Here is an 18,621-nt window from a genome sequence, read left to right as displayed (position 1 = left end):
AGGCCAGTCGCTGGACCTGGTTGCGCCCCACCGGACGTGGGGCCATCGTCGCGGCCATGCGTCGCCGCCCTGGCTCAACTTCCCTTCAGCGGAGGCGGGATTCCGTCTCCACGGTCGCCGGCTGTCCGGGTCGGGGCCGGGTCCTCCGGCTCGCGTCGTGTCTTGCCTTGCTCGGCGCCGCGTCGTTCGCGGCCGGGTGCGGGCACCCGGCGAGCCGCGACGAGTGCGAGGCCATCTTCAAGCGGAGCGCCGAGATCGAGCTCCGGGCCCAGAACGTCGTCGATCCGAAGGTCGTCGAGGAGCGCACGGCCGCGGTGCGGGACGCCCGCGGCAAGGAGCTCATCGACAGGTGCGTCGGGCGGAGCATCACCGACGGCGCCATGGCGTGCGTCCGGCAGGCGACGACCCCGGAGCAGGTCGATCGATGCCTGGAATGACGCGCCTCGCGACGCGCGCCGACGTGCTCGCGACGCTGGCGATCGTGCTGCTCGTGATCGGGGTCGTCGCCGGGCGCGCGGCGCTCCGCCGCCTCTCGGCGCGCCCGTCCCCCGAGGCGTGCGCCGCGCTCCTCGATCGCTACGTCGAGCTCGTGCTGCGCGCGGCCGCGCCTGAGCCCGCCGCGTCCGACGTGGCCGAGCGGCAGGCGATGGCGCGGAAGGCGGCAGGCGAGCGCGGCTTCGTCCGCTGCGAGGCCGACCTCACGCAGGCGGAGGTGTCATGCGCCCTGAAGGCGGGCAGCGCGGACGACCTGGAGCGCTGCCTGCCCTGACGCGACCGGCGCGCGGCGCCAGGCGCGCGGCGCCAGGCGGGCGGCCGGCTCCGACATGCGCCCCCGGGGTTGAAGCAACGCAGAAGCAACGCAAAGGAGGGCGAAGGAACGCCGGCGCGCTGCGAATCGTTCCTGGCGCGCCGTGCTGTGATAGTCTCGGCCGTGGCGAGCGCTCCCCTCTGGCGCGATCTCCTGACCTCCCCACCCTCGGATTGCCTGTCGTGAAAGCCCCGTCGCCCTTGCTCGGCTTCAACAACAACGTCCGGCACAAGGGGCGGTTGTTCCACATACAGACCGAGGACTCGGGCATTCGCCATCCTCACATCATCACGCACCTCTTCGCCGACGGCGGGCGCATCCTCAAGACCACGAAGACGTCGTACGCGGAGCACGTCGGCCTGGCCACGCTCGCGGACACGGTGCGCGGCATGATGAAGGAGCAGCACAAGGCGATGTTCATCGCCCTGCGCGACGGCCACTTCGACTACCTCTTCGACGACACCGTCGCGCCGCCCGTATCGGCCCCCCCCGCAGCGGCGCGCGTCGCTCCCGAGCCGAGCGCGGCCACGCGGCCGCCGGCCCCGTCGTCGCCCGAGGTCCCCAGCGCGCCGAGGCCGTCCCCGCCGTCCCGTCCCCTCGCGTCGCCCATCGCGCCGCCCCTCGCGTCCGAGGTGGCGCCGCGCCCGAGCCCGAGGCCGGCCGCGCCCACGCCGCCGCCGAGGCCCGCCGCGCCGCCCCCGAGGCCGGCGATCGCGCCTGCCGCCGCGCCGCCGGCGCGCTCCGCGGCGTCCGAGCCGGCGCCCGCGTCGGCCAGCGCGCGCCCGCGGCTCGAGCTCGATCCGGTCGGGCTCCAGGGGCTCGGCGGCGGGCGCGCGGCCAGCCCGCTCGCCGGCAGGGCCGTGCGCTCGACGGCGCCCCCGGAGATCAAGAAATCCGAGCCGTCCATCGATCTCGATCTCGACGCCCTCGAGCGCGCCGCGGCCGAGGCGCAGACGCCGTTCTTCCAGCAGATCCAGGACCTCCCGCCGCCGCCCGCGTCGGTGATCGGGCGGCGAGCGGAGTCCGCGGCCTCGGGCGCCGGCGTCTACAGCAACGTCCACCCGGAGCACCCTTCGCCGCCGCCCGCGGCCCCGGTCGCGGTCGAGCACTTCGCCGGCGGCCCCGGCTCCGGCCGCTACGCGGCCTCGCGCCCGGCCAGCATCTTCGCCACCAACAGGCCGGCGGAGGGCGCGTCGATCTTCGGTGAGGATCTCATCAGCGAGAAGTCGCTGGACGAGGTGATCCTCAGCTACCTCGCGGAAGATCTCGACAGCCCCCCGGAGAAGAAATAGCCGGGCGGCCGCCTGGCGTGGCGAACGCGTGGGCAAGGCGCGTGGATCGAGCGGCGATCACCTCATGACGCAGGATCGGACCGCAGAGGACGCCGAGGGGAGGCGCCGCGGCGGCGCGGCCGTGGCCCGCGTCTGGCTGCGGCCGATGTCGTCTCTCCTCGGCGTCAGCATGGCGGCCCTGTCGGCGGTCTACCTGCTCGACATCGCGCGCGACGGGAACGAGCCCCTCCCGCTCTGGGAGGTGTTCGTGCGCATGTCGCCGGGCGACGCCGAGCACATCATGGGCGGCATCGGCGAGGTCATCGCCGCCATCCTCGGCATCGTCATCACGGTCGCCTCCATCATCGTGCAGCTCGCCGCGAACCGGTACACGCCGCGGATCACCGAGATGTTCTTCCGCGACCGGACGAACATGCTCGTGATGGGCTTCTTCGTCGTCAGCGCGGTGTTCTCGCTGTGGGTCAACTTCTCGATCCGCGAAGGCGGGGGCGGCTCGACCGAGCACGCCTTCGTCCCGTCGTACGGCGTCCTCGTCACCATGGGGCTGCTCACCGCGAGCCTGCTCATGATGGCGCCCTACTTCGGGTACGTGTTCGACTTCGTCGAGCCCGACAACGTGGTCGGGCGGATCAAGAAGAGCGGCGTCGAGCAGGCGCTGCGCCCCGCGGGCAGCGAGAGCGAGGGCGAGGTCGACGAGCGGCGGGTGACGGCGCTCTCGTCGCTGGAGCAGCTCGCCGACGTGGCGCTCAACGCGATCGACCAGAAGGACAAGGGGATCGCGTCGAAGACGGTCGACTCGCTGTCGGAGCTCGTCGTCGCGTACCTGCCGCACAAGGCGACGCTCGATCCGCGCTGGTTCCAGATCCGCGACCGCCTCGCCAGGGACACCGACTTCGTGAGCATGAACGCCGAGGCGCTCGGCAAGCTCTCGGCCACGCGGACCTGGCTCGAGTACAAGGCGCTCCGCCAGTTCCTGATGGTCTACCGCGAGGCGCTCACGGCGATGCCCGACCTCATCACGCGCATCGCGATCGACACGCGCTACATCGGGCAGACCGCCATCGCCGCGGGGGACCGGGCGGCCGTCGCGGTCGTCGTGAAGTTCTTCAACACCTACATGCGCCGGTCGCTCAACGCGAAGGACATCGCCGCGGCCTACAACAACCTGAACCAGTACCGCTACCTCGCCGAGGAGCTGCTCAAGGCCGGCTGGGGGGATCAGGTCCTCGATATCGCGCGGTATTTCAAGTACTACGCGCAGACGGCGCACGCGATGGGGCTCGCGTTCCTCACCGAGACCGTCGCGTTCGACCTCTGCGTGCTCAACGAGCGCGCGTACGACCTCCACGCACCTGCCCGCGACGAGCTGCTCCGGATCTTCCTCGAGGTGGACAAGGAGGCCGAGCTCGACCAGCAGGAGCCGTCGCTCCGCGGCGTCCGCAAGGCGCAGGTCAAGCTCGCCACGTACTACCTGCAGAAGGGCGAGGAGGCGCTCGCGCGGAAGATCTACCGCGACATGCGCGACGAGCGGCCCGACCGGCTGCGCTCGATCCGCGCCGAGCTCCTGGCCGTGACGAGCAACGAGTTCTGGGAGATCAACGACCGGGGCGCCGTGTTCGAGTACATCGAGCCCGAGCGGCGCCAGCTCATCCACCGCTTCTTCGAGTGGTTCCCGGCGACGACCATGCGGGAGCCGATCCGCGAGGAGCACACGCAGGAGTGATGGAGCGACCGGCGCGCTCGCGGGGGGTGGACCGGGGCGCTGTACACGCGGGCTGGATTCGCCCCGGGCATCGACGCGATGATTCCTGCGGCGCGCGGGCGGCGATAGGATCGGGCATGCCCTCCATGCACCCTCTCCACCAGCAGCAGGAGGGCTAGGCTCGGCGAGCGTCGAGGCCCTGCGCTGCACACCCGAGATGTCCGCCTCACGCCCGCGCCGCAAGCACGCCGACTCCGATCCGCTGCCGGAGCTGTTCGCCGGCAAGTACCGGCTCATCCGGATGCTGGGCAAGGGCGCCATGGGGGAGGTGTGGCTCGCCGAGGAGGAGATGACGCCGGGCTTCCTGCGCCGCGTCGCGCTGAAGCGGCTGGCCGCGCGGTCCGAGCTCGGCGACTCCGCGCGCGAGTCGTTCTTCGCCGAGGCGCAGGTGATCGCGCGGCTCGATCACCCGAACGTGGTCCGGCTGATCGAGCTCGGGGACTTCGAGGGCTCCGTGTACCTCGCGCTCGACTACATCGACGGCCCCGCCATCGATCGCGTGCTGAGGAAGGTGGGCGCGTTCTCGCCGCGCGCCGTGGCCTATATCGGCCGGGAGATGGCGAGGGCGCTCGATGCGGTGCACAGCCTGTGCGAGGACGACGGGCGGCGCTACGCGGTCGTCCACCGCGACGTCTCGCCGTCCAACATCCTGATCGCGCGGGACGGCCGCGTCTGCCTGACCGACTTCGGGGTCGCGCGGATCCCGGGGCTCGCGGGCGAGCAGGCCGACAGCGCCGTGTTCAAGGGGAAGCTCCCCTACATGCCCCCGGAGCAGGCGCGCGGCGAGCCGTTCGACGGGCGCGCGGACGTGTTCTCCCTGGGGCTCACGCTCCTCGAGGCGCTGCTCGGCAGCCGCGTGCGCAAGGCCGAGACGCAGGCGCAGCTGATCATGCGCGTCGCGTCGATGCCGAGCCCCCGCGCGCGCGAGCTCCTGCCCGACCTGTGCGCGCCGCTCGCGGACGCGCTCGACGCGGCGACCGAGTTCCGCGTCGACAGGCGCACCGTCAGCGCGGGCAAGCTGGCCGAGGAGCTGGAGCAGGTCCTCCGCGGGATGGGCGAGGGCGCGGAGAATGAGGCCCGGAACGAGCTGAAGGGGCACGTCGAGGCCTACATCGCGAGGGCGGGCTCGCTGAGCGGCGCCGGCGGCCACGCCGCGCCGTCGCTCCCGCCGGCGAGCGGGCCGGGGCAGAGCTCGCCGGACCTCCTGGGAAAGGCGCTGGCCGGCGCCGCGTCCGCGGACCGCCGCTCCGCGTCCGGGGACCGCCGCTCCGTGTCCGGGGACCGCCCGTCGTCGCCGGATGGCCGGCGGAGCGCGCCGTCGGCGCGCAAGAGCGGCGCCCCGCGGCCGCTCGGCGCCGCCGTGGGCGCGCTCTCGGTGCAGTACCTCGATTTCGACGGCGTGGACGACACGCCGCGCCCGCGCGCGCTCGCGGCGTCGAGCACGCCGGAGGGCGAGCTCCAGCGAAGCCGCGCCGCGGTGGAGGCCGCGGGCGGCGCGGCGCAGCAGACCGGCACGGCGAGCAAGGCGAGCGGGGCGAGCACGCCGATGCAGGCGAGCAAGGTGGCCGTAGCGCCCGCGGGGCGGGGCGGCGGGGAGATCACGCCGGACGAGGCGCCTGAGAGCGCCGGGCTCACCGCCGAGCAGCTGCGGCGCAAGCGGAGGATCTTCCTCACGGGGCTGTTCGTGCTGGGGGCGATCGCGACGATCCGCCTGCTGTCCATCTCCAGCTGCTAGCTGAGCCGCGGGGTGGCTTGCGCGCTGCGCGCGCGGTGGGGCAGCCGGCCCGCGGAGGGGAGCGTCGGCGTGAGGGAGCGCGTCGCGCGCTGCCTCGAACGCGGGGTTACTCCTCCGGCTCGTCGTCTCCGAAGAGCACGCCGACATGGAACGCGACGGCGTCGAACGGCTCTGCCCGGACGATCTCTCCCCGCTGCGCCGCCAGGATCTCGATGTAGCCATCCGGCCCCCAGCGATGGACGGCCAGCGTCTCCTCCGCCGGGTCGATGATCCAATAGTGCGGCACCTGGCATCGATGGTAGGTGCGCTTCTTCTTGACGAGGTCGTTGCGCCGGTTCGTCGAGAGGATCTCGCAGATCCAGTCGGGAAGAAGGGTGACGGGGACGCCGGTGGGGCGCTGCGGCGCGCGCTCGCGGCGCCAACCGACGACATCGGGGCGGTACACCTGGCCCGAGGTGAAGGAGATCTCGACCTCGGTGGCGAACCACCAGCCGCCTGGCCAGCGTCCCCCAGGGCGACGGCCGAAGCGGCGGTTGAGGGTGGTCACGAGGTCCGCCTGGGCGCCGCCATGCTCGCCGGTGGCCGCTCCCTTCTCGACGAGCTCCCCGTCGATGATCTCGTGACGGCGGTCCTCCTCGGGGAGGGCGAGGAGGTCCTCCAGCGTGGCGGGCTTGCTGGCGAGTTGCTTCGCGACGCCGCTCATGCCGGCAGCATAGCCTCGTCAGCCGATCTGGAGCGCGCGAAGCACGGCCGCCTCGTTCAGCGCGTGACGGCCGCCCTGGACCGAGGCGAAGCCCGCGCGGGCGAGCGCGGCGAGAGCGCGCGCGGCGCGGCGGATCTCGACCTGGCTGCGCGAGCCGCCGCGCGCCGCGAGCTCCTCCGCGGTCAGCGCCGCGCCGCCGGCGAGCAGCTTCGCGGCCAGGGCGACGTGCGCCGCCGAGCGGGGGGATCGCCGCTGCGCGTGGCTCCTCGCGGCGCTCACCATCCGCTTGACGCCGCGCGCCTCGAGCAACGCCCCGGTCGGCATCGCGAGATCCCGGAGCGACGGCGAGGCCGGCCTCGCGGCGACCTTCACGACCACGCCGCCCGGCGCCGGCGCGGGCGGGGCCGCGAGCGACGCCGGGACGCGGTCCCTCGGCGCGCCGGGAGCGGGCGCCGCGTGCGCGCCGGGAGCGGGCGCCGGCTGTGCGCGCGCTTCGTGGCTCTGGCCGGCGCGCACCACGATCTCGTTCTGGATCACCACCTTGACGACGCCGGCGACCTGCAGCGCGGTGCGCAGCCGCTCGGCCTCGGCCTCGGCTGCCCTGCGCGCCTCGTCGGCCTGCTCGAGCTGCTGCTTGAGGCGGCGGATCTCGGCCCGCAGCGCGGCGCTCGGATCCGGCGCGCGCGAACGCGCGATCTCGTCCGCGAGCGCTTCGCGGAGCTCGTCGATGAGCGTGCTCAGCGTGGAGTCCGCGATCCGCGGCGCGCCGCCGGGCTCGCCGGTCCAGCTCGGCGCGTCGCCGCCGTGGGCGGTGTGGCGGGCGCGCCAGCGCTCGAAGCGCCCGGCGGCGGGCAGGAAGAACTGGCCGGCCGGGAGCGCGCGGAACTCCTCGAACGTGTGGCCGTCGACGAGCGCCTTCACCGCGTCGTAGTCGCGCTCGATCTCGAAGCCGCCGATCGCCGGGAAGTTGAGCTGGCTCATGAGCTCCTTCGAGACGGCCTGCGTGCGCTGGCTCGCGACGACGAGGAGGACGCCGCGCTTGCGGCCCTGCTTGGCGAAGCGGTGCAGGATGTCCGAGGTGAGCGACGCGCCCGACTGAGGCGCGAAGATGTGCACCTCCTCGACAACGACGGCCGCCGGCGCGCGGCGCTCGGACAGGAGCGCCCAGAGCCGCTCGAGGAACGGGAGCGCGGCCTCCTGCTGGGCGCGGTTGGTCGGCTGGTCGGACAGATCGACGACGAGGCCGAGCCCTTCGTCGAGCACCCGCGCGAGCGCGAGCTCCGCCGCGCGCTCGCTGGACGGAAGCGGCAAGTCCGCGTGGGCGCCGCCGAGGACGAGCAGGCGGAACCGCTCCCGCAGCGTGTAGAGCTCCCCCTCGGGATCGATCGCGACGACCGGGACGCCGGCCGCGAGCAGCTCCTCGCAGAGGACCCCGACGCCGAAGCTCTTGCCGCGACCGGACGAGGCCCAGATGCCGACGCGCAGGCCGGTGCGCGCGTAGTCGGAGAGATCGAGTCGATAGCCTTCACAGAGAGAGAGGATGGGGCTCAAAGGGTCGCCTCCCGTGGGGGCACGTGGCCGGTCGCGCTGGCCTGCGGACTGTAGGCGAGCGCGGCGGCGCGTGCGAGTCGAGCGGGCGGTATCGAAAGGAGGTCAGGGGCGAAGGAGCGAAGGACGCCGGGAGGGGGAGGGTCGAACCCCCCGGCGATCGGGCGCAAGACCAGGCCAGATGGCGGCTGACCCCCGCGAGATCGGGTGCAGGGCCAGACGAGAGGGGGGCCGAGCCCCCCGGCAATCGGGCAGGAGGCCAGGCGAGAGGGGGGCCGAACCCCCCGGCAATCGGGCAGGAGGGCAGGCGAGAGGGGGGCCGCACCCCCCCGCGACCAGGGAGGAGGCCAGGCGAGAGGGGGGCCGAGCCCCCCAGCGACCAGGCAGGAGGGCAGGCGAGAGGGGGGGCGAATCCCCGCGACGAGGCGCGGTCGAGGGCCTGACGCGTCTCGCATGCGGCGACCTCGCAACGAGCGTCTTCCGGGCTGGTCGTCACATCGAAGACGGATCCTTCGTCTGCCAGCCGGATACGGTGCGGGGCGCTGCCGCGATGGATCCCGTGCGTCGATTTCGTGCTATCCGCCCGCCAGCCATCGAGTTCTCCTTGCCGGCGGTGGCCCCCATCATTGTAAGTTCCTCCCTTCGCCCGAAGGGAGGATTCCATGGATGCCACGCTCGAATCGATCTTCAACCTGTATGTTTTCACCACCGGTCGCCGGCTGTTCGCCCTCCGGCAGGTCCGCGCCATTGCCAAGGAGCAGCGCTTCACGGAGCTCGTGAAGCACTGCGACGTCGCGATCGAGCACGACCTCGCCGCGCGCGTGCTGGAGCGCCGCTGGGCCGGCGAGCCCGCGGCGACGGGGGCGAACCCCGCCGCCCAGCGCATCGACGCGCTCGTCGACCGCACGCTCGGCGCGATCCGCGATCATGTCGTCGCGCAGACGCAGGGCGCCGCGCCCGACGATCCCATCCACAAGGAGGTCGCGGCGTTCCTGAAACCGCTCTTCCCTGTGAGCGTGCAGGCGATTACGTCGCTTCCGTACGTCGATGAGCTCGCGGCCGTCGACGACATCGTCGCCCTGCTCAAAGGGGAGCTCGCCCCGGCCGCGAAGGAGCTCGGTCTCGGCCGCCTGGTCACCCGCCTCGCGGAGCTCGCGGGCCAGTACCGCGACGCGCTCGAGGCGTCGCCGCCGTCGCTCATCGACTGGGGCCGGGTGCGCGCCGCGCGCGCCGAAGGGCAGGGGCTCCTGCTGGAGGCGGTCGCCATCCTCCTGGGCAAGCACCATGCGCGCACGCGGGAGGGGATCGCGGCCCGGCTCGCGCTGCTCGCGCCGATCCTCCAGCAGAACGAGGCGATCGGGCAATACCTGCGCTCGCGGCGCGCGATCGCCGACGTGAACCCGGAGACGGGCGAGGACGAGCCCGCTGCGCCGGCCACGCCGGCCCCGGCGCAGGCGCCGAGCGAGCCTGAGCTGCCGCCTATCGCGTGACGGTTGGATCCGCCGGCGCGCCGAGCAGCGGTCCCGCACACGGGAGGAAGAGGCGGCTGGCGCCCATAGAAGACGGCGGCGCGCTTTTATTGTTTTCGCCAGGTACGTATTGACACGGTGTGTCCGGCCGTGGATCCCTGTGCGCCAGCCAACAGACATTGCGTGGGGGGATCTCGAATGCGACAGGCGCGCTGGCTTGTTCGTCTCGTGGTGTTTTGTGCTGTGATGTTGCTGCTCGGGCGGGGGCACGAGGGCATTGCGCAGGCCGGGCCTCCGGAGCCGCGGCTGTTGCCGCTGTCGCCTCCGGGCGGCGGGGTGGCGCTCTCGGCGATCCCTTTGCGGCTGCCGAGCGACGGCGCAGGGGGCCTGTTGCTGGGGCCTCGGTTCGACGCGCCGCTGGTCGAGGACGTGGGGGCGCCCCATGGCGAGGTGGTGCTCCCCGACAAGGCGCGGGTGGTGGCGTTCGAGGGGGCTGTCCTGGAGATCCCCGAGGGCGCGGTGGACGAGCCGGTGCGGATCACGATACGGCCGTTGCCCGAGGGCGAGGTGCGGCCGATGGGACGCGCGATGGTCAACGTCACGCCCGGAGGGAGGGCCTATCGCTTCGGGCCGCACGGCCTCAGGTTCAAGAAGCCGGTGCGGCTGACGCTGCCTTATGACGAGCACGCCATTCCACCGGGGATGACGGCGCAGCACGTGAAGGGCTTCTATTTCGACGAGTCGCTCGGCAGCTGGCAGGGCGTCGAGCGGGCCGGCGTGGCCGCGGAGGGCAAGCTGGCGAGCCTGACCGACCACTTCACCGATTTCATCGGGGCGACGCTGGCGATGCCCGACGCGCCGGGGGCGCGCTCGTTCGATCCGAGCAGCATCAAGGGGCTCGCGCTCGGCAGCCCGCTCGCCGGGGTGACGCTCATCGCGCCGCCGGAGGCGAGCTCGAGCGGCTCGGCGCACCTGAGCCACCCGATCGAGGTCCCGCCGGGGCGCAACGGGCTCCAGCCGGCGCTCGCCATTCGCTACGACAGCGAGCACCGCAACGGCTGGCTCGGCGTGGGCTGGGATCTGCGGCTGTCGCGGGTGGAGATCGACGCGCGCTTCGGCGTGCCGACGTACGCGACGGAGGAGGAGCGGTATGCGCTCGACGGGAGCGAGCTCGTGCCGGTGGGCGGCGCGTCGAGCGCGTCGCAGGTCTACCGGCAGCGGGTGGAGGGGCGCTTCGCGCGGATCGTGCGCCACGGGACCGGGCCCGACAGCTACTTCTGGGAGGTCACGGACAAGAGCGGGACGACGTATGTTTACGGGCGCAGCGCGACCGCGCGGCTCGACGATCCGGACCCGGGCCGACCGCGCAACGTGTTCCGCTGGTACCTGGAAGAGGTGCGCGACCCGTTCGGCAACCAGATGTTCTTCCATTACGCGCATCGGGTCGAGCCCGCGGGCCCGGCGCCGCACATCGAGGTGCACCCCGAGCGCATCGAGTACACGGCCAACACGTCGCAGGGCGTCGAGGCGGCGTATGCCGTCGACTTCATCTCGGAGGACGGGCGCCCGGATGGGATGCTGAACGGCAGGCCGGGCTTCCTGGAGCAGACAAGCGAGCGGCTCCAGCGCGTGGACGTGCGGTTCGGCGAGACGATCATTCGCAGCTACGCGCTCGAATACACCCGAGGAGATTTCGGCAAGAGCTTGCTCCAGGCGATCGCGGTCTCGGGCGAGGGGAGCCGCGACGGCGAGGGGACGCTCACGAGCGAGGAGCTCTATCGCCACACGTTCGAGTACTTCACCGCGCCGCGCACGGCGTCGGGGCAGCCCGGGGCGCTGGCGGCCGACGCCGTGACGTGGGGCCAGGTGGGGTCGCAGAACGGGCTGTCGCGCACGGAGGACTCGACCTTCGGCGGCAGCGTGTCGGTGGGGCTGCTCGGCATCGTGAGCGTGGGCGGCGGCGGGTACGGCGGCGACCAGACGACGCGCGCCAGCCTGCTCGACCTCAACGGCGACGGATTGCCCGACTTCGTCGGCGACGGCGGGGACGCGCTGCGCAACCTGCTGCGCCTTCCCAGGGAGAATCACCTCGATCCGTTCCACCTCGGCGGGCTCGACCCGGGCGATCTCGGGCTGACGGACACCTCGGGATGGAGCATTCACGCGGGCATCAACGTGGGCGATGCGCTCAGCGCGTCGGCGGCGTACACGCGCAGCCGGGCGGAGGACGAGCGGGTCGCGTCGGATCTCGACGGCGACGGGTTCCCTGATCTCGTGTCGGTCGGGGACCTCGGGCAGGTCCAGGTCGCGATCAACGATCGACGCGGCGGGTTTCTGGGCGTGCAGGACTGGGGGACCGCCGGCGTCAGCGCGCCGTCGGGCCGCCCGGACTTCGCGCTGGCGTCGCGCGCCGACTTCTATCCGGCGGACCCGATGCTCCGGTGGATCGCGCCGTTCGAGGGGGACGTGCGCATCGGGGGCGTGCTGCAGAAGCAGGAGGCGGGGGGCGACGGGCTGCGCGTGGAGCTGGTGCGCAACGGGGAGCTGCCGCCGCTGTTCGGCCACGTGTTCGGTCCGGACGAGCTCGGGCCGTGCGCGATCGGCGCGGGCGATTGCGGGGGCGCGGCGCTCTCGGTCCACGTGCTCGCGGGCGATCGCCTCTACTTCCGGGTGAGCGCGACGCCCGAGATCGACCCGGAGCGGGCGGTGAACACGACATCCGACCTGCTGTCGTGGAGCCCGTCGATCACCTACGAGGTCGGCGAGGAGCTGCTCGGGCAGGTGGGGCCGGACGGGCGGCCCATCCATCGATTCGAGTACAGGGAGGACCATCGCCTCGGAGGGCGGCCCGAGGTGCCGTGGGTGGCGTCGTCGGACGGCGTCGTGAGCATCACGGGCGATCTGGTGAAAGGGTCGACGAGCGATCAGCTGAGGGTGTCGATCGCGCGGGAGAGCGAGGGCGCGTTCTACAGCGTCATGGATGAGGAGGTGGTGAGCGCGGAGGCCGGGGTGCTGGCGCTCGCGGGACGGCTGCACGGCGATGCAAACGGGCTGATTGGGGTCAAGGAGGGCGATCGGCTGTGGTTCCGGGTGAAGTCGGACGTGCCCGACGACCCGGCGCGCGTCGCATGGGCGCCGGCGGTGGAGTACAGGACGTACTGCCGCGCTGACCGGCAGAGCGGCGAGCGTCGGTGCGGGCCGGTGCAGTGCGGGGTGCAGCCGAACGGCCGCGCCGGCTGCACGCTGGACAGCGACACGGCCGAGGACGCGCCGCTGCCGGTGGCGCTGATCCAGCAGCAGCCGTACGTGGCGATGCCGGTGCAGCGGTGGACGCCGGGGGCGCGGCGCGCGCCCTGGATCGCGCCGGAGACGGGGACGGTGCGGCTCGAGGGGTTGCTGTTCGTGCCGGGGACGACGCCGGTGACGCTGCTTGTGCAGGGGGTGCATCGGCTGCTGCACAAGCAGCTGTACGTGGCGCCGAGCAGTGCCGGAACGGCGATCTCGGTGGCGGTGGACCTGGAGGTCGAGGCCGGCGAGCCGATCTACGTCGCGCTCTTCCAGAAGGAAGCGACCGGGAGCAGCGGGGCGCTGGGCGGCGCGAACATCGATGGGGCGCCGGTGTGGGTCGCCCGGCTCGTGCCCGACGCGGCGTCGGAGGCGCTGATCGACGGGGCGCCGCAGGATCCGACGGCAGGTGGGTTCCACGGCTGGTCGATCGGCTTCATGAACGGAGACCGCGCGTTCTCCGAGGCGAACATCCTGTTTCCGACGCGCGACCCCGAGCGCGGCTTCACGCTCGCGGTGCCGCTCTCGCCGGAGGGAGGCGCGCCGATCTGGGGCGCGGCGGCGTCGGAGGCGTTCGTGGGCGGCGAGCGGGTGTTGCCGTCGGTGGTGGGGCGGCTGTCGGGGCAGCGGCACCGGGGCAGCGTGCGCTACGCGGAGACGTGGAACGCGGAGCTCACGGCGGGCGCGGGCCCGGTGGGAGGAGGCTATAGCTTCGGCAGCACGACGACGGATCTGGAGCTCGTCGATCTGAACGGCGACCGCTTCCCGGACAGGGTGACGCGCGAGGGCGCGGTGCTGAGCACGGGCCGGGGGTTCGGTCCGAGCGCGTCGTTCTCGCTGCCGGAGGCGCTGCGGCGGGTGGAGCACCGGACGGTGCGGCTGAGCGGCGAGCTTGCGTCACTGACGTTCAGCGCGGGAGACGAGGAGGAGCAGACGCTCAACAAGACCGACAGCAAGGGGCGTTCGCAAGGCTACCTGCGCACGAGCTTCAGCGCCGGGACGAGCTACGGGCTATCGGCGGCGCACGTGGAGCTGCTCGACATCAACGGTGATGGGCTTGTCGACCAGGTGGCGCAGAACCCCGAGAGCGGGCAGATGACGGTGGCGCTGAACCTCGGCTACCGGTTCACGGCGCCGGTGCCGTGGCAGCGGGACGCGTTCAACAAGGCCAGCTTCAACGCGGGCGCGCTGAACGATGCGCTCGGCGAGGTGCTGGGCTTCTTCTCGGACGCGGCGGGCCCGGAGGCGGTGCGGCTGGAGGACACGGGGGCGCAGAGCATCGGATTCGGGGCGAGCGCGGGCGGCTCCAGCGGCGGGGTGAGCGCGAGCGTGGGCGCGGGGATCGGCTACACGCGCACGACGGCGCGCACGATCGTGGACTTCGTGGACGTGAACGGCGATGGGCTGCCGGACAAGGTGATGAAGGCGCCGGAAGAGGCGTTCTTCCGGGTGCAGCTGAACCTCGGCGCGCGGTTCGCGGCGGAGGAGCACTGGCCGGCCGGCGACTGGGGAGTGGACCTCGATCCGCTGGAGTACGCGTTCATGGGGAGCGGCGACGCGGTGGGCTTCCGGCGCTCGGAGAGCCACGACGGCAGCGTGTCGCTGCAGGTCTGTTACTTCGTCTGCGTCGGCGGGTCTGTCTACTACTCCGAGGGAACGGGCGCGTCGCACCTCGGGTTCGAGGACATCGACGGTGACGGGCTGGCCGACCACGTGCTGAAGCGGGACGGCGACAGCGCGGTGCGGACGCGGAGGAACGAGATCGGCAAGGCGAACCTGCTCTGGCGGGTGCACCGGCCGCTGGGCGGGAGCGTGGAGATCGACTACCGGCGCGAGGGCAACCTGGTGGTGCCGAGGGAGGTGGCCGGGAATGCGCCGGTGGACGAGAGCGACGACCGCACGGCGGTGGTCGACATGCCGTCGAGCCAGTGGGTGCTGAGCGATGTGGTGGTGCGCGACGGGGTGGAGGGCGTGAGCGGCGCGCAGGGGGTGCACACGTACCGGACGCGGATCGAGACCTACGGAGATGGGATCTATCACCGCGACGAGCGGATGGACCTCGGCTACAGGCACGTCACGACGACGGCGCTGGGCGAGGATGGGGATGGGGTCTCCGCGATGGCGGTCGAGGAGGTGGAGTACCGGAACGAGGACATCTACCGGCGTGGGCTCGTGGCGCGCTCGGCCCTGCGCGACGGCGAGGGGATGCTCTACACGGTGGAGGAGGTCGAGCACCTGTCGCCGGACCTGGGACAGATCGAGGCGAACGGGTGGTTCTTCCCGAGGGAGACGGCGCGGACGAGCGCGTTCTACGAGGGGACGACGGACGACCCGGGGGCGGTTCACAAGAGCGCGCTGGAGACGCGGTTCTATGACGAGGACGGCAACCTCACCGACGTGTTCTCCTATGGCGAGGAGGGGAGCGCGGTGGACGATGTGCATCACCACATCGGGTATGAGCAGGACGACGCTCCCTATTTCGTGAAGCCGAGCCTCGTGCGGACGACCGACGCGGAGGGCCGCGTGCTGCGCGAGCGCACGGCGACGTACTGGCCGGGGACGGGCGCGCTCGCGACGCTCACCAACGTCATCTCCGGGGGCAAGCGGCCGGACGGCTCACCGTATGCGGGCGACCAGGCCACCTGGCGCTTCAGCTTCGATGAGGTGGGCAACCTCGCGACGTTCACCGATCCGGCCAGCTACAAGCTGACCTACGGCTACGATGCGCTGACGCGCAGCTACCGCACGTGCGTGACCGACAGCTTCGGATACCGCTCGATCACGGTGCCCAATCCCCTGTTCGGGACGGTGGCGCAGGAGACCGACGTCAACGGGCACACGATGGTCCATCGGTACGACGCTTTCGGCCGGCTGATCGGGGTCTGGGGGCCGAACGACCTCACCGAGCCGCAGGCGCTTCCGGTTGGATGCACGCCGAGCAAGATCTGGAGCGAGGAAGACCTCGACGGGGAAGGCGAGCCGGCGGTCGGGTTCGAGTACGCGCTCCAGCCCGATCAGTCCACCGCGGTGCCGGCATGGGCGAGGACGAGCCACAAGGACGCGGAGCACGCGGACGATCCGATCGTGACGGTGACGTTCGCGGACGGGCTCGGGCGGGTGATCCAGACCAAGAAGGACCAGGAGCGCGACACGGGTACGGGCACCGAGGTCGGGATGACGGTGAGCGGGGCGGTGCGGTTCGACGCGCTGGGCCGGGTGAAGGAGCAGGGACAGCCGGTGTTCAGCGTGGAGCCGGATACGGCGTTCACGGCCGTGGAGATGGTGCGGAGCACGCACTTCCAGCACGACGTGCTGTCGCGGACGCGGCTTGTCGAGATGCCGGACCCCAAGGCCACCGCGACGGCTGGGTACGCGCGGACGTGGGTCGAGCACGACCTTGTGCAGCTCGACGGGCAGCTCATGTTCCAGGAGACGGTGATCGACGCGAACGGCAAGTCGCGTAACACTTACCGGGACGTGGGCGGGCGGATCGCGGCGGTGGAGGAGTGGAACACGATCGACGAGGTGGGGCAGCCGATCGTGACGCGGTACGAGCACAACCCGGTGGGCGAGCTTTTGCGGGTGACGGACGCGCGCAACAACGCGACCACGGCGACGTACGACACGGCGGGCCGGATGGTGGCGCTCGTGAGCCCCGACGCGGGGCGCACGGAGTGGCGGTACGACCTGGCCGGGAACCTTCGCGCGAAGCAGACGGCGGAGCTTTCGTTGCGCGGGCACCTGATCCGGTACGAGTACGACCACAACCGGCTGTGGAAGATTGACTATCCGGTGACGCAGGACGTTGTGTACACGTACGGCGAGGCCGAGGAGGCCGGCGACGCGAACGGCAACCGCGCGGGGCGGATGAAGCAGGAGACGAGCGCGGCGGGGACGCGGAGCTACCGGTATGACCGGTTCGGCCATGTGGCGGAGCTCGTGGCGGAGTTCCCGCGGCTGCGCGAGCCACACCGGGGGCCGTACGAGGCGACGCTGAAGTACGTGTTCGATTCGCTGGGTCGGATGCAGGAGCTGCACTTCCCCGGGTCGGGCGAGGAGATCGTGCGCTACGGGTACGACCGCGGCGGCGCGGTGGTGTCGGTGGTCGGGGAGAACCAGCGGGTCAATCCGCAGCACCCGAATGAACCGATGACGACGGAGTACCTGAGGCATATCGGGTACGACGAGTTCGGTCAGCGGGTGCGGGTGCGGGTGGTGGCGGGTAACGGGATCGAGACGAAGTACCGGTACGAGGCGTCGACGCGGCGGCTGTCGGAGGTGGACGCGGACCACCGGACGCCGCAGATGCAGCAGATGGGGCGGCCGCCGAGGGCGTTCCAGCGCCTGCGGTATGATTACGACCTTGTGGGCAACGTGCTCGCGCTCGACAACGAGGCGCCGTTCGACGCGTCGCTCGGTGGGGCCGTGATGGTCGCGACGACCGAGCAGCGGTTCGCGTACGACGACCTCTACCAGCTGACCGAGGCGTCGGGGACCTACCAGGAGCGGGGGAACGAGCAGCAGCGGTACACGCTGGAGATGGACTACGACGTCCTCGGGAACGTGAAGACGAAGGGGCAGGAGGTGGCCCGGTACGTGCCGAAGTGGGGCGCCCCGGGGGAGTGGCAGAAGCAGGAGCCGATCCGGGAGAGAACGTACCGGAACGAGTACCGCTACACCGGGCCGCGGCCGCACGCGGCGAACCAGGTGGACGAGTTCGTGGTGGCGGAGACACAGCCGCGGCTGCGGGAGCTGTTGTATGACGCGAACGGTAACCACAAGGAGTGGAGATACCGGGGCAGCCCGCAGCGCACGTTGAGCTGGGACGAAGACGGGCGGCTTGTGTCGGTGAGAGAGAACAACCAGGAGATGTCGCGGGCGCAGTACGACGGCGCCGGGGAGCGACGGGTGCACCTGCACCGGGTGGCCGGCGAGGAGGAGACGGCGTACGTCGACCAGCACCTCGTGGTGCGCAACGGGGTGGTGGCGACGAAGCACCTGTTCGCGGGCGAGACGCGGCTCGCGAGCAAGATCGACGCGGACTGGTTCCAGCGGCCGCCGGTGTTGTACTACCACCCCGACCACCTCGGGAGCACGCAGTACGTCACCGACCAGGACCAGCAGCTGAGCCAGCACGTCGAGTACCTGCCGAGCGGAGAGCTGTGGACCGACCAGACCGACTCGCAGTTCCAGAACCGGCAGCCGTACCTGTTCACCGGCAAGGAGCTCGACCTGTCGACGGGGCTCTACCACTACGGGGCGCGGAGCTATGAGCCGCGGCTCGGGATGTGGATGAGCCCGGATCCGATCCTCGACCAGTACATGCGGGGGGCGCCGAATGGCGGGGTGTACGACCCGATTCACCTGGGGCTGTACACGTACACGCGGAACAACCCGCTGAGGTTCGTCGATCCGACTGGGCTGGCCGAGGAGTGTGTTGACGGCGGTTGTCAGTCGTTCGTGGGGCCTGTGGACAGCCCAGAGCAGAGCATCGCTCCGGATGATACGATGTGCGCCTCTGGCGTCTGCGTAGACGGCGGTCCCGCGGAGCGGCTCGCCTTCCACCAAGCGCAGGTTGCAAGGGAAGACCTGCCGCTGGAAGAGCCGGCGGTCGACCCGATCGATGCGGTGGTCATCGGGGGCACAGCCGTGACGCTGGTCAAGGCTGGGGGCAAGGCGCTCGCCAAGCTGGCTGCGCGGAGAGCCGCCGTGAAAGCGGAAACCTTGGCCGCAAGGGCAGCACCGAAGCTGTTGCCGGCGTTTTCGCAGACAACCCGCGAGGCTGTACTTTCCAGCTCCCAGCTTGCGAAGGGAGCAACCACGCGAGGAGCATCGCTCTTGGAGAAGCGTGTGGCAGAGGGGGTGAACACAGGAATCAAGCCGACTCAGGCAAACGCGGTGCGTGTTATTGAGGATGTGCTTGGGAACCCCCTCCGAACATAGGCAACAGGCCGGTTCGGACAGGTTGATGTGATAGGCCGCAGCTTCGGGCAGGAGGTCAGCATCCGCATCAACACGC

General features: G+C 71.6%; 9 protein-coding genes. 7 read left to right on the top strand and 2 right to left on the bottom strand.

The window, feature by feature from the left end; all coding sequences use genetic code 11:
• The first annotated feature begins 167 nt into the window (after positions 1–167).
• The 5 genes from WMF28_RS34785 (at position 168) to WMF28_RS34765 (ending at position 5,597) form a co-directional block, all read left to right on the top strand.
• On the top strand, positions 168–437 hold the full coding sequence (locus WMF28_RS34785; RefSeq protein ID WP_437597828.1) for a hypothetical protein: 270 nt from the start codon (positions 168–170) through the stop codon (positions 435–437).
• The gene (locus WMF28_RS34780; protein WP_437597827.1) at positions 425–769 is read left to right on the top strand and encodes a hypothetical protein; all 345 of its coding nucleotides are present in this window, start codon (positions 425–427) and stop codon (positions 767–769) included. Before WMF28_RS34785 ends, WMF28_RS34780 begins: the two co-directional genes overlap by 13 nt.
• A 221-nt stretch (positions 770–990) precedes the next feature.
• On the top strand, positions 991–2,100 hold the full coding sequence (locus WMF28_RS34775; protein WP_437597826.1) for a hypothetical protein: 1,110 nt from the start codon (positions 991–993) through the stop codon (positions 2,098–2,100).
• A gap of 64 nt (positions 2,101–2,164) precedes the next feature.
• A complete protein-coding gene (locus WMF28_RS34770; protein ID WP_437597825.1) occupies positions 2,165–3,823 on the top strand; it encodes a DUF2254 family protein in 1,659 nt (552 codons plus the stop codon).
• Between the two features lie 196 nt (positions 3,824–4,019).
• Positions 4,020–5,597: a protein kinase domain-containing protein gene (locus WMF28_RS34765; protein WP_437597824.1), complete on the top strand. Its 1,578-nt coding sequence runs from the start codon at positions 4,020–4,022 to the stop codon at positions 5,595–5,597.
• A gap of 106 nt (positions 5,598–5,703) precedes the next feature.
• On the opposite strand, the gene WMF28_RS34760 is transcribed toward WMF28_RS34765, so the two are convergent.
• Positions 5,704–6,300: a Uma2 family endonuclease gene (locus tag WMF28_RS34760; protein ID WP_437597823.1), complete on the bottom strand. Its 597-nt coding sequence runs from the start codon at positions 6,298–6,300 to the stop codon at positions 5,704–5,706.
• 18 nt (positions 6,301–6,318) lie between these two features.
• A complete protein-coding gene (locus WMF28_RS34755) occupies positions 6,319–7,851 on the bottom strand; it encodes a helicase HerA domain-containing protein (RefSeq protein WP_437597822.1) in 1,533 nt (510 codons plus the stop codon).
• Between the two features lie 659 nt (positions 7,852–8,510).
• Between WMF28_RS34755 and WMF28_RS34750 the strand changes: the two genes are divergently transcribed.
• On the top strand, positions 8,511–9,338 hold the full coding sequence (locus WMF28_RS34750; protein ID WP_437597821.1) for a hypothetical protein: 828 nt from the start codon (positions 8,511–8,513) through the stop codon (positions 9,336–9,338).
• A 225-nt stretch (positions 9,339–9,563) separates the two neighbouring features.
• The gene (locus tag WMF28_RS34745; protein WP_437597820.1) at positions 9,564–18,545 is read left to right on the top strand and encodes a SpvB/TcaC N-terminal domain-containing protein; all 8,982 of its coding nucleotides are present in this window, start codon (positions 9,564–9,566) and stop codon (positions 18,543–18,545) included.
• The last annotated feature ends 76 nt before the right edge of the window (positions 18,546–18,621 follow it).

This window comes from Sorangium sp. So ce590 (assembly GCF_051521365.1).
GTDB lineage: Bacteria > Myxococcota_A > Polyangia > Polyangiales > Polyangiaceae > Sorangium.
The sequence above is the reverse complement of the archived record's forward strand: the minus strand, read 5'-3'. Positions and strand labels throughout refer to the sequence as shown.

Excerpts from the sequence above, each read along its gene's own strand:
- WMF28_RS34770 (WP_437597825.1), top strand. The coding sequence starts at position 2,165 with ATGACGCAGGATCGGACCGCAGAGGACGCCGAGGGGAGGCGCCGCGGC.
- WMF28_RS34765 (WP_437597824.1), top strand. The coding sequence starts at position 4,020 with ATGTCCGCCTCACGCCCGCGCCGCAAGCACGCCGACTCCGATCCGCTG.
- WMF28_RS34780 (WP_437597827.1), top strand. The coding sequence starts at position 425 with ATGCCTGGAATGACGCGCCTCGCGACGCGCGCCGACGTGCTCGCGACG.
- WMF28_RS34760 (WP_437597823.1), bottom strand. The coding sequence starts at position 6,300 with ATGAGCGGCGTCGCGAAGCAACTCGCCAGCAAGCCCGCCACGCTGGAG.
- WMF28_RS34745 (WP_437597820.1), top strand. The coding sequence starts at position 9,564 with ATGTTGCTGCTCGGGCGGGGGCACGAGGGCATTGCGCAGGCCGGGCCT.
- WMF28_RS34750 (WP_437597821.1), top strand. The coding sequence starts at position 8,511 with ATGGATGCCACGCTCGAATCGATCTTCAACCTGTATGTTTTCACCACC.